The organism is Vibrio aestuarianus (genome assembly GCF_028858425.1).
In the GTDB taxonomy this organism is placed as follows: Bacteria; Pseudomonadota; Gammaproteobacteria; order Enterobacterales; family Vibrionaceae; genus Vibrio; species Vibrio aestuarianus.
The window spans coordinates 1,494,902-1,507,520 of record NZ_JAKNYQ010000001.1 but is presented as its reverse complement, the minus strand read 5'-3'; the positions used below and the strand labels follow the sequence as shown (position 1 = coordinate 1,507,520).

At 44.3% G+C, this 12,619-nt stretch carries 11 protein-coding genes; 7 read left to right on the top strand and 4 right to left on the bottom strand.

What is annotated here, in order from left to right; all coding sequences use genetic code 11:
* Positions 1–28 precede the first annotated feature (28 nt).
* Together uvrC and uvrY are read right to left on the bottom strand one after the other, a co-directional pair.
* A complete protein-coding gene (gene uvrC / locus MCT08_RS07140) occupies positions 29–1,861 on the bottom strand; it encodes an excinuclease ABC subunit UvrC (protein ID WP_274678124.1) in 1,833 nt (610 codons plus the stop codon).
* On the bottom strand, positions 1,861–2,505 hold the full coding sequence (gene uvrY / locus MCT08_RS07135; protein ID WP_053309355.1) for a UvrY/SirA/GacA family response regulator transcription factor: 645 nt from the start codon (positions 2,503–2,505) through the stop codon (positions 1,861–1,863). Before uvrY ends, uvrC begins: the two co-directional genes overlap by 1 nt.
* A gap of 441 nt (positions 2,506–2,946) precedes the next feature.
* On the opposite strand from uvrY, the gene MCT08_RS07130 reads away from it, so the two are divergent.
* Complete coding sequence (locus tag MCT08_RS07130; RefSeq protein ID WP_274678123.1) at positions 2,947–5,310, top strand: DNA polymerase II; 2,364 nt, start codon at positions 2,947–2,949, stop codon at positions 5,308–5,310.
* An 81-nt stretch (positions 5,311–5,391) separates the two neighbouring features.
* On the opposite strand, the gene MCT08_RS07125 is transcribed toward MCT08_RS07130, so the two are convergent.
* Positions 5,392–6,159 (bottom strand): nucleotidyltransferase domain-containing protein, encoded by a 768-nt coding sequence (locus MCT08_RS07125; protein ID WP_274678122.1) that lies wholly within the window; start codon positions 6,157–6,159, stop codon positions 5,392–5,394.
* 134 nt (positions 6,160–6,293) lie between these two features.
* On the opposite strand from MCT08_RS07125, the gene yeiP reads away from it, so the two are divergent.
* A complete protein-coding gene (gene yeiP / locus MCT08_RS07120; protein WP_168521802.1) occupies positions 6,294–6,860 on the top strand; it encodes an elongation factor P-like protein YeiP in 567 nt (188 codons plus the stop codon).
* A gap of 2 nt (positions 6,861–6,862) precedes the next feature.
* Positions 6,863–7,183, top strand: a complete 321-nt coding sequence (locus tag MCT08_RS07115) for an HI1450 family dsDNA-mimic protein (RefSeq protein WP_053309351.1) — start codon at positions 6,863–6,865, stop codon at positions 7,181–7,183.
* Between the two features lie 90 nt (positions 7,184–7,273).
* On the opposite strand, the gene yqfB is transcribed toward MCT08_RS07115, so the two are convergent.
* A complete protein-coding gene (gene yqfB / locus MCT08_RS07110; RefSeq protein WP_053309350.1) occupies positions 7,274–7,609 on the bottom strand; it encodes a N(4)-acetylcytidine aminohydrolase in 336 nt (111 codons plus the stop codon).
* A 175-nt stretch (positions 7,610–7,784) separates the two neighbouring features.
* Between yqfB and hutC the strand changes: the two genes are divergently transcribed.
* The 4 genes from hutC to hutU all read left to right on the top strand — a co-directional run bounded on the left by hutC (position 7,785) and on the right by hutU (position 12,616).
* On the top strand, positions 7,785–8,498 hold the full coding sequence (gene hutC, locus MCT08_RS07105; RefSeq protein WP_168786824.1) for a histidine utilization transcriptional repressor HutC: 714 nt from the start codon (positions 7,785–7,787) through the stop codon (positions 8,496–8,498).
* A 127-nt stretch (positions 8,499–8,625) separates the two neighbouring features.
* Positions 8,626–9,840 carry an imidazolonepropionase gene (hutI, locus tag MCT08_RS07100; RefSeq protein WP_274678121.1) on the top strand — a complete coding sequence of 405 codons (1,215 nt, stop codon included), beginning with the start codon at positions 8,626–8,628 and terminating at the stop codon, positions 9,838–9,840.
* The gene (gene hutG / locus MCT08_RS07095; RefSeq protein ID WP_274678120.1) at positions 9,833–10,846 is read left to right on the top strand and encodes a formimidoylglutamase; all 1,014 of its coding nucleotides are present in this window, start codon (positions 9,833–9,835) and stop codon (positions 10,844–10,846) included. The genes hutI and hutG overlap by 8 nt, the downstream gene beginning before the upstream one ends.
* Positions 10,847–10,918: 72 nt before the next feature.
* Positions 10,919–12,616 (top strand): urocanate hydratase, encoded by a 1,698-nt coding sequence (hutU, locus tag MCT08_RS07090; RefSeq protein WP_274678119.1) that lies wholly within the window; start codon positions 10,919–10,921, stop codon positions 12,614–12,616.
* The last annotated feature ends 3 nt before the right edge of the window (positions 12,617–12,619 follow it).

The window sequence follows — 12,619 nt, the reverse complement described above, 5'->3', positions numbered from 1 at the left end:
ATGGCGCGTTAATGTTGCGTCATTTTACTTATTGTTTCAATGCCTGATAAATGTTTTCAGCTAAAGAATGGCTGATCCCCGGCACTTTGGCGATTTCTTCAACAGTTGCCCGCTTCAACTCTTGTAATCCACCCATATACTTTAATAAGGATTGTCGGCGCTTTGGCCCTACCCCTTCAATCTCTTCTAACGCACTCGTTCTACGGGTTTTTCCGCGCTTGGCTCGATGACCAGCAATAGCATGATTGTGGCTTTCATCCCGAATATGTTGGATAAGGTGTAAAGCAGGCGCATCACTAGGAAGATTAAACTCCTCACCTTCTATAGTCACCAGTGTTTCCAAGCCCGGTTTACGAGTTATCCCTTTAGCGATACCAATCAATATCGGCCTTTTAGGCCAATCTTGCCAATGCGTGGTGATGATTTGATGCGCTCGATTGAGTTGGCCTTTACCGCCATCAATAAAAATCACATCCGGTATTTTTTCGACATCAATTTGTTTTGAATATCGACGTTCTAGTACCTGCCCCATCGCGGCGTAGTCATCACCTCCGGTAATGCCAGTGATGTTATAACGACGATATTCTTGCTTCACCGGACCTTCTTGATTAAAGACCACGCAAGATGCAATGGTGCTTTCTCCCATGGTGTGCGAAATATCAAAACACTCCATGCGCATAATATTTTCAACGCCTAATACCGACTGAAGTGCTTTAAAACGCTGGCCGATAGTCATCCGATGATTAATTTTGGTTGTAATTGCGGTCAATGCATTGGTGTTCGCCAATTTCAAGTATCGACCACGTGTACCAGTAGGACTGACATGAAAAGAGATTTTACGACCAGCGACACTTTGCAATGCATCTTGTAATGGCTTTGCATCTTCAAGCAATCCTGAATTTAAAATAATGCGGCTAGGGATCGTACGAGCCTCATTGTGGTTTAAATAGTATTGACTTAAAAAGCTATCGAACACCTCTTCTTGAGTGGTGTTATTGGGAATTTTAGGGAAATGGCTGCGGCTTCCGAGGATTTTACCTTGGCGGATCATTAAAATATGAATACACGCAATGCCACTTTCTTGAGCAAAACCTAAGACATCCATATCGTCCATGCTATCTTCGGAAACAAACTGTTGCTCTTGAACGCGTCGTATGGCTTGAATTTGGTCTCGAAATTGAGCCGCTTGCTCAAATTGAAGCGTTTGGCTCGCTTGCTCCATTTTCTGAATCAAGATTTCCAATACTTGGTTGTCTTTGCCTTGTAAGAATAAGCGCACGAAATTGACTAACTCAGCATATTGTTGATCAGAAATGATGCTGCTGACACAAGGCGCAGCACAACGGCCAATTTGATACATTAGACACGGTCGCGTTCGGTTACTGTACACCGTATCCTCACACTGCCGTACTGGGAATATTTTCTGGATGAGATGCAAAGATTCCCGAACCGCACCCGAGTCAGGATACGGGCCAAAATACTCTCCTTTGCGCTTTTTTGCACCTCGGTGCAAAGAGAGCCGAGGGTGTTTATGCCCACTGATAAAAATATACGGATAAGACTTGTCATCGCGCAATAACACATTGTATTTAGGTAAATACTGCTTGATATAATTGTGTTCGAGGATCAACGCTTCCGTTTCAGTATGCGTTACGGTAACGTCAATTTTGGCGATATGGCTAACAAGCGCGCGCGTTTTCTCGCTATCGATGTTTTTCCGAAAGTAACTAGAAAGGCGCTTTTTGAGGTCTTTAGCTTTGCCAACATAAATAATATCAGCCTCGGCGTTATACATTCTGTACACACCGGGCTGATTAGTGACTGTTTTAAGGAAAGCAGCCGAATCAAACGGAGTCGTCACTACAGAGTCTCAGTGTCTAACATTCCGTGTCGAATAGCTAAGTGAGTCAACTCTACATCACCATTAATAGCCAGTTTGCTAAATAGACGGTAGCGATAACTGTTCACCGTTTTAGGGCTAAGGTTAAGCTGCTCAGAAATATCCGTCACTTTCTGACCTTTAGTGATCATCATCATGATCTGCAACTCTCTTTCTGAGAGATCAGCAAATGGATTTTCAGAAGCTGGTGAAAATTGGCTTAATGCCATTTGCTGAGCGATCTCTGGTGAAATATAGCGTTGACCGCTATTCACTATCCGAATCGCATTAACCATTTCGTCAGGACCAGCCCCTTTGGTTAAATAACCGGCGGCTCCTGCTTGCATCACTTTGGTAGGAAACGGGTTTTCAGTATGAACAGTCAACACTATAATTTTTACGTCTGGGTTAAAACGTAAAATCTTTTTCGTTGCTTCTAAACCACCGATCCCCGGCATATTCATATCCATTAAAACAACGTCGACATGATTGTTGCGACACCATTTTACAGATTCTTCACCGCTGACAGCTTCCCCTACTACGTTCATTCCACGGACGTCTTCAATAATACGTCGTATCCCTGTGCGAACCAGCTCGTGATCATCTACAAGGAAAACACTAATCACTCTTGTATCTCCACACTCATCTATTGGCTCTGCACCCACTTGGTAGTGGATAACAGCATGGCTGCCTATATTAACTTAAAATCTGGTTTTTGCTTACACTGAATATGTGCTCTAACCGAAATTTTGGCAAGTACTTATTTACCTTGCTAATCAATCCATGAGAATTTATCAACAAATCAATAGCTTCATTATATTAGCAAATAAGTGTCCATCAATTGAGATCATTTTTTGACAAATTTGAAGCTCACCATAAAAATGCAACCAGCCTCATAGCAAAGCAAAATAAAAGCAAATCAATTGGTTACTAGTGATTTGCGCAGCATATCGAATTGTCGCAGGCAACAACATATCATTAACCAGAATATGAGAAGCCAAGTATTTGGACCCGAGCTCTGATATGATGCAGCTTAAGAAAATGACTACAATCTGGATCAACCACGCTTGAGTATTCAACAAGGCTTTTTGCTCACTCGTCATGCAAGAGACATCAAAGGTGCCACTCATATCGAACTTTGGCTAGCAACTCCGCAAGGACCGAGCCAGTTGATCATCCGTGGCGAAAAGCCAGTATTTTTCATCTCCCAACTGGAGATAGAACAGGTTCAGAGTTTGGCAAGCCAACACAGCTTGTCTGTCAATTGTAAGGCATTGGAATTAAAAGATTTCGAACATAACCCATTGGCCGCCTGCTATTGCCCGACGCTCCACACCTATGCAGCACTGATTACCCTCTTAAAACAGCAACAGATTCAAACTTTAGAAGATGATATCAAGCTGGCCGATCGCTTTCTGATGGAACGCTTCATTAAAGGCAGTGTTGAATTCACTGGTTTACTCACTCACCAAAGCCGTTATTTAAAAGTTGAACAGGCCAAATGTCGCCCCGGGCATTACATTCCTAGCCTCAAAGTCGTCTCTCTCGACTTAGAATGCTCAGAAAAAGGCATTCTCTACTCAATTGGCTTTGATAGCCCAATGGATAGTCGTGTGATTATGATTGGCGAACCGCAGCCCAGTGAAACAGCGATCCAATGGGTAAAAGATGAACGTGCCTTATTGCAAGCGCTTATCGACTGGTTTAAGGCGTTTGATCCGGACGTCATCATTGGTTGGAACGTGATTGACTTTGACTTCCGGTTATTACACAAACGAGCAGAATGGCACAACACCAAATTAACCATCGGACGTGGTAATCAACACAGCTTCTTTCGTACTTCAAACCAAAGTCAGCAAGGTTTTATCACCATTCCAGGACGTGTAGTACTTGATGGGATTGATACTTTAAAAACGGCGACTTACCACTTTCGCTCATGGTCGCTCGAAGCCGTTTCTCAAGAATTACTGGGTGAAGGCAAAGACATCCACAACGTGCATGATCGTATGGATGAAATAAACCGCATGTTTAGAAAAGACAAACCGTCGTTAGCTAAATACAACCTGCAAGACTGTGCGCTAGTAAATAATATTTTCCAACATACGCATTTACTGGATTTTGCTATAGAGCGCTCACGTCTCACTGGGGTTGAGTTAGATCGCGTTGGTGGTTCAGTGGCTGCATTCACGAATCTGTATCTACCGCAATTGCATCGTGCCGGTTATATTGCGCCCAATTTACAGCCAGAAAACTGGGTTGCTAGCCCCGGTGGCTATGTTATGGATTCTATCCCTAACTTATATGATTCAGTGCTGGTGCTCGATTTTAAGAGTCTTTATCCCGCTATCATCCGCTCATTTCTCATCGACCCGCTAGGGTTAATTGAAGGATTACAGCTCACAGTGGGTAACAATGAAAACGAAGCAGTACCAGGCTTTCGTGGTGGGCAATTTCATCGTAACAAACACTTTCTGCCCGAGATGATCGAAAATTTATGGGCGGCTCGAGATCTCGCTAAGAAGAACCATGAAAAAGCTTTTTCTCAAGCAATAAAAATCATTATGAACTCATTTTATGGGGTATTAGGGTCTTCAGGTTGCCGCTTTTTCGATACACGTTTAGCTTCGAGCATCACTATGCGTGGGCATGAGATCATGAAGCAGACCAAAAAGCTGATTGAAGAAAAGGGTTATCAGGTCATTTACGGTGATACCGATTCAACCTTTGTCTCTTTAGGTGGCGAATTCTCACAGCAGCAAGCGGATGATATCGGCAACGCACTGGTCGACTTTATTAATCAATGGTGGGCCGAGCATTTACAAGAAGAGTATCAGCTTAGCTCAATTTTAGAGCTTGAATACGAAACCCACTACCGTAAGTTTCTTATGCCAACGATCCGTGGTTCAGAAACCGGCTCTAAAAAACGCTACGCTGGATTAATTGGTGAAGGTGAACAAGAACGGCTGATTTTTAAAGGGCTTGAAAGTGCGAGAACCGACTGGACACCGCTCGCACAACGCTTTCAATATCGGCTGTATTCGATGATTTTTAAAGGTGAAAACCCCGAAGCTTTCATCAGAGAGATTGTCGAGCAAACACAAAGTGGTCAACTCGACCATGAACTGGTTTATCAAAAACGTCTACGACGTAAGTTACATGAATATCAAAAAAATGTGCCACCACAAGTCAGAGCAGCTCGCCTAGCCGATGAGATCAACATGCAACTCGGACGACCACTGCAATATCAAAACCGAGGACGCATCGAGTACTTAATCACTATTAATGGTCCTGAGCCTAAAGAGTATTTAAAAAGTCCTATCGATTATCAGCACTATATCGATAAACAATTGCAGCCCGTCGCAGAAGCCATTTTGCCTTTTGTTGAACTGAATTTTGAACAGCTTAGTCAACCTCAGTTGGGCCTCTTCTAAAATAGAGGCTAGCAACGAAATATCTAAGTACTACCAACGTCATCATTTATCATGCGCTAATACGATGGTACCAGCGCACGATCAGCCAATCCGAAATTCTGTTTTTTTGTACTGCTTTACAAGCCAGTGACCATAGGAATCTAAAATACCGATCACCGAACGTTTGGCAATCGGCCGCCCAGATAACAAAATACCGAGCCTATCGATTTCAACTTCCTTTTCTGGGTGATAACGAAGAAATTGTTGGCCACATTCAATCGGGTCATCAAACCAACCTTTATCACGATACATCACCAGTGAATAACTTGCTCGCAATAGCTTTTTAGCAATCACAATCTGTGCTTTGCTCTGCTCACTGGCAGAATTGGCTTTGGCGATTTTATCGCGGTAAAAAAGCACCCAATCTTCAACATCCATATTCCAATGCTTGGCAATCTCCCAACTGGGTTCAAAATCACCAAAGCACTCAGCTAAGTCATCCCCCCAAACACAAACACAGCAGTGGCGAAGCATAAAGCCCCACGTAAAAATACTATCGAGCGAGGCAACCTCCGATACTAACGCCGTTTTTATCGACACTTCCGTTATGTGTGGAAAACTCTTTTGGAAACGCCATTTAATGGTGTTGAGTAACGTGGTTCGAGTTTCGGGGAAATCCGCGTGTGTGACCACCACAACGTCTAAATTTGAGCGACCATAACGTGCTGTTTTTCTCGCCACACTGCCATACAAATAAACACTGTGCAGATTGTCTCCCAAACCCGCACGAAGAAACCTGATGAGATCATCAATCGCCGCTTGGTATTCAGTTTGAAAAGCTTGTTTAGGGTCAATAACCGATAAATACATAACAAAAAACGTTAATTAATAGAGAAATGGAACACGCACATCATGTTCTACCATGCAAACCGATCAATCAAGATATTCCTTTTCTAGAGCTGCAAGGTATAATGCGCCGAAATTAAGTATGAAGGAAAAATTCCATGCCAAAGGCGAATGAATTAAAGAAAGGTTTTGCCATCGTTTCTGGTGGTAAAACACTACTCATCAAAGATATCGAAGTGACTACTCCAGGTGGTCGTGGCGGTTCTAAAATCTACAAGTTGCGTTGTACTGATTTAAACACTGGTGCTCGTGTTGATGAACGTCTAAAAGCTGACGATTTTGTTGATACCGTAGATATGAACCGTCGCGCTGTATCGTTTTCTTATGTTGACGGTGACGAGTACATTTTCATGGACAATGAAGATTATACTCAGTTCACGTTCAAGAAAGACGAGATCGCAGACGAACTACTGTTCATCACTGAAGAAATTCAAGGTATGTTCGTCGTCGTTGTAGACGGTTCAGCGGTTGCGCTAGATGTACCTTCATCAGTAGAACTTGTAATTGAAGAGACTGACCCTTCTATTAAGGGTGCTTCTGCATCAGCACGTACGAAACCTGCACGACTAAGCACTGGCCTAGTTGTTCAAGTACCAGAATACGTAGCAACGGGTGATCGCATAATTGTGAACACTGCTGAACGCAAATACATGAGCCGAGCATAATAATGTCTGATTTAATTTCTTACGACGACGCGATCGACGCTGCCTATGACATCTTCCTTGAGATGGCTCCTGACAACTTAGAACCAGCAGATGTAATTCTATTTACCATGCAGTTCGAAGAGCGCGGAGCTGCCGAGTTAGTTGATGTAGGCGATGATTGGGTTCAACACGTGGGTTTCGACGTTGATAAGGAAGATTACGCGGAAGTATTGATCGGCCTTGTTAATGAACAAGACGATGTGCTAGATGATGTGTTCGCAAGAATGCTCGTCAGCCGCGACCCAGACAAAAAGTTTTGCCATATCCTATGGAAACGCGATTAATCGTATCTCTATCGGAATACAACGCCAATCGCTTTGATTGGCGTTGCTGTTTCTAAACTAGGTAACGCATATCTTTACTTTTAAGTCGTGCTATTTGTGTCTGGCATCGCTTTCCACCAGTTGGTAATGAATCACATACAACTGCTCTATCCCAGGATAAATATCTTGGATAACTTGCTTGAGCGTTTCCAGGCTCATATTTTCTTGCGCAGCGTGAAACTCACTCAGTTCACTGAATAAAATAGGCTCTACCGCGTCAATTTTCAGTCGACAAAACCACTTCCCTTCTTCCAACGTGCTCACATCTACGATCGAACCAGCCTGATAGTGGCTCTCACTTTCATCTCGAATGGTGATTACTTTCTTTTTTGCCAAAATATCCGCTTCGAAACGCGCGAAAAAAGTCATTTCAGTGGGTATAGTCATTTATATTTTCTCTAATTTATCAAACAAAAACATTCTAAGGGGTTATTCACCAAAGCCCAAATAAGTTTATTGATGTGAGATGAGTGGTAACATCACGCATCGACAGTATCTAAACATTGCATTTTTCAGTCACTTCATTAATTATTTGTATATTCAATTAAAACCGATAATACCGATGTCAGCCTCACCATTATATAAACAAATAAAACAGTTTATTTTAGATAATATAGAAACGGGTCACTGGCCGGTAGGTCATCGTATTAGTACTGAGTTAGAACTGACTGAACAATTTAATGTCAGTCGAATGACCGTCAATAAAGCGATTAGAGACTTGGTTTCTGATGGCAAACTACAACGCCGGCCTAGGCTCGGTACATTTGTTTGCGCCCCTGAAGAGAAAGCAGAATCACCGCTGCTGGATATCCGCAACATCGCTGATGAAGTGATTAGCCGCGGGAAAAATTACCACAGCAAAGTGCTCAAACAAATAGCATTAGCCGCCGACGAAAATGTAGCGACCAAACTTGGCGTCATGCTTGGATCGCAAGTTTTTTATAGTGAAATCATACATTTTGCGAATAAATCACCCTTACAGCTAGAGGTGCGTTGGGTCAATTGCCGCTATGCACCTCACTACCTTGAGCAAAATTTCTCTTTAATCACTCCTAATCAGTATTTATCGCAAAACTGCCCGTTAAGTGCCATTGAGCATACAGTAGAAGCGATTATCCCCGATTCTCATACTAAGCAATTATTACAGTTAACAAGCAATGAGCCTTGCTTGCTGTTAAATCGAAGAACATGGAGTGGCGATAAGTTAGTCAGCTCTGCACTGCTTTATCACCCAGGTTCTAAGTACAAATTAACCTCTAAAGTACTGCTCAGCTAAAGTTTAACATTCCATCATTTGATCACAGTTCCGCAACATTACTCTTGCACAAGCTGCCTTTTTGCCTTATTTATTTGTATATACATTTAAGCATTTGTAAACTTGCATAGAGAAAGTGAGAGCAACCATGGATTTGATACTGACTAATGCTCGAGTTGTCAGCATGGAAAAGGGTAAACAAGGCTACCGGCCCAGTGCGCCTCAAACCATTTATATTCAAGCAGGAAAAATTCACTCTCTGCTCAGTGCTAACGAACCTATCTATCCTAACTATGACTGCCCTATTATTGATTGCCAAGACAAGCTAGTAACTCCGGGGTTGATCGATTGTCATACGCATCTGATCTATGCCGGTAACCGTGCCAATGAGTTTGAAATGCGCTTGCAAGGTATTCCCTATCAAGAGATCGCAAAACAAGGTGGCGGTATTTTATCAACCGTCAACGCGACAAGAGCGGCTTCGGTTGAAGAGTTGGTTGAGCTTGCTCTGCCTCGTTTAGAGGGGCTCATCCGATCAGGAGTCACCTCTGTAGAGATCAAATCCGGCTACGGTTTAACGCTTGATGATGAAATAAAAATGCTCAAAGCAGCTAAGATGCTGGAAAGCCATCGCCACATTAAAGTCGTCACCACGCTACTCGCTGCCCACGCCATTCCACCAGAATTTCAAAACCGCGCCGATGACTATATCGACCATATTTGCCAAACAATCATCCCGCAAGTTGCTGAACAAAAGCTAGCAAGCAGTGTCGATGTGTTTTGCGAATCGATCGCCTTTAATCTCTCGCAAACAGAGAAGGTCTTCCAAGCAGCAATCAAACATGGTTTACAGGTTAAAGGCCATACCGAGCAACTATCAAATTCAGGTGGAACCGCTTTAACGGCGCATTATCAGGGTTTATCCGCAGATCATATCGAATACTTGGATGAGCAAGGCGTAAAAGCGTTGGCGCAATCCAATACGGTAGCAACATTGCTACCCGGCGCATTTTACTTCTTGCGTGAAACCCAAAGCCCACCAATAGAGTTACTGCGTAAACATACTATTCCCATGGCGATTGCCACCGACATAAACCCTGGCACTTCACCATTTGCAGACCTTACATTGATGATGAACATGGCCTGTACTCTCTTCAATTTAACCCCAGAGGAAGCATTACGTGGTGTGACTCAGCATGCAGCGCAAGCACTCGGTTTTGCGCAGTCGCGGGGGGTCATCGCAACAGGGTATGACGCCGATTTAGCCATTTGGAACATAACCCACCCTGCTGATTTAAGTTATCAAGTGGGTATTCCTCGTTTATATGCTCGCGTAGTTGACGGAGAACTCACTCATGACTAACCCAAATTTACCTAGCGCCCAACATAGCTTTAACTGGCAAGGTCGTGATGATGTGGAAGATGGCGAGTTAGGCACTCGTGTACATCATCGGGCTCATCGCTGCCAAGTCGATGAACTTCAAGCACTACATATTGAACGTCATCACGCCGTTGCTGTCGTCGGTCTTGAATGCGATGCTGGCGTTGCGCGTAATAAAGGACGTATTGGAGCTCAACATGCTCCGAACCTAATCAGACAAGCGTTAGCTAATTTAGCGTGGCATAAAAAATCAACATTTTACGATTTAGGTAATATTCGCTGCGAAGGGGACGAACTTGAACAGGCTCAAACAAGTTGTGCGGATATCATTGCTAAAGCACTCAATCATATGCCCGTCATAGTGCTAGGCGGGGGACATGAAGTGGCGTGGGCAAGTTTTCAGGGCCTTGCTCGACATTTTAAACACAACCAAACAAAACAACCGACAATCGGCATCATCAACTTCGATGCACATTTTGATTTACGCGTGTTTGAATCAGACACGGCAGAGATAAAACCAAGTTCAGGCACACCCTTCAATCAAATTCACTCATTTTGTCAGCAGCAGGGTTGGGATTTTAACTACGCCTGCTTAGGTGTGAGTCGTGCCAGTAATACTCCAGCGCTGTTTCAACGAGCTCAAGAACTGGGGGTTTTGTATATGGAAGACTCTCAATTTTCGACATTAAGCCCAATTGATCACCTCCGTGAATTACAGCATTTTATCAACCGATGTGATTATCTTTACCTCACCATTGATTTAGACGTTTTCCCCGCGGCTACCGCGCCAGGGGTCAGTGCCCCAGCAGCTCGCGGTGTCAGTTATGACGCGCTGGCCCCTTATCTCGATAAAATTCTCTATCACAAAAACAAATTGCTGATTGCCGATATCGCTGAGTACAACCCTCAATTTGATGTCGACAACCAAACTGCACGCCTTGCCGCACGGCTGTGCTGGGACATCGCCAACGCGATGACCAACGATTAACTTTTTTGAACAACCCTACACTTGGCAACATAACAACAATAGCCAATGGAACCAAACACAAGGAGTCTCAACATGACGCAGCACCACTCTCAAGGTCAACGTCTGGATACCACACGTACTATTCGTGCGCCGCATGGCACCACACTGCGCGCTAAATCATGGCTAACCGAAGCGCCGCTTCGCATGCTGATGAATAACTTAGATCCTGATGTGGCCGAACACCCACATGCGCTCGTCGTTTACGGTGGCATTGGCCGAGCAGCTCGTGATTGGGCATGTTTTGATAAAATTGTAGAAGTGCTAGAACGTCTGGAGGAAGACCAAACCTTGCTGGTTCAATCCGGTAAACCCGTGGGCGTATTCCCTACCCATAAGAATGCGCCTCGGGTGTTAATTGCGAACTCTAACCTAGTACCACACTGGGCAAATTGGGAACATTTTAATGAGCTCGATAAACAAGGGTTAATGATGTACGGCCAGATGACCGCAGGTTCGTGGATTTACATCGGCTCACAAGGCATTGTTCAAGGAACCTATGAAACCTTTGTCGCAGTTGCCAAAAAACACTTTGCTGGTAATGCGAAAGGCCGCTGGGTATTAACCGGTGGTCTGGGTGGAATGGGTGGCGCACAACCGCTAGCTGCCACCATGGCGGGCTTTTCAATGATTGCTGTTGAGTGCGATGAGTCACGTATCGACTATCGTCTTCGCACTGGTTATGTCGACAAAAAAGCCACCAGCATAGATGAAGCTTTAACAATGATTGCGCAATCAGACACGCCGATTTCTGTTGGCTTGCTCGGTAATGCGGCGGACGTTTTCCCGCAGTTAGTCGAACGCAATATCACCCCAGATGTGGTTACTGACCAAACATCAGCACACGATCCGCTAAACGGCTATTTACCACTCGGCTGGAGCATGGAACTCGCCTCTCAAACTCGTTTAGAAGATGAAGCCAAAGTGGTAAAAGCGGCCAAGCAATCAATGGCGATCCAAGTTCGAGCAATGCTTACCTTGCAACAACGTGGCGCTGCAACTCTTGATTACGGTAATAATATCCGCCAAATGGCATTAGAAGAAGGCGTTGAAAACGCGTTCGATTTCCCTGGTTTTGTCCCTGCTTACATTCGCCCATTATTCTGTGAAGGGATTGGGCCATTCCGCTGGGCCGCGCTTTCTGGCGACCCAGAAGATATTTATAAAACCGATCAAAAAGTCAAAGAGTTGATCCCTGACAACCCTCATCTACATAACTGGTTAGATATGGCACGTGAGCGGATTCACTTCCAAGGTCTCCCTGCTCGTATCTGCTGGGTTGGTTTGAAAGATCGTCAACGTCTCGGTCAAGCTTTTAACGAAATGGTTAAAAATGGCGAACTCAAAGCACCAATTGTTATTGGTCGCGACCACTTAGATTCAGGTTCAGTCGCGAGCCCGAACCGCGAAACCGAAGGCATGCTGGATGGGTCAGACGCCGTCTCCGATTGGCCACTGCTCAATGCATTACTCAACACCGCAGGCGGTGCGACATGGGTCTCTTTACATCATGGTGGCGGTGTCGGGATGGGCTTTTCTCAACACTCTGGCATGGTTATTTGTTGCGATGGAAGTGACGATGCATCACAACGTATTGCTCGCGTACTACACAACGACCCTGCAACTGGCGTGATGCGCCATGCTGACGCGGGTTATGACATTGCGAAACGTTGTGCTAAAGAACAAAAACTGGATCTACCGATGCTTAACCAAGAGCTTGCGCAACTGAAGTAAGGA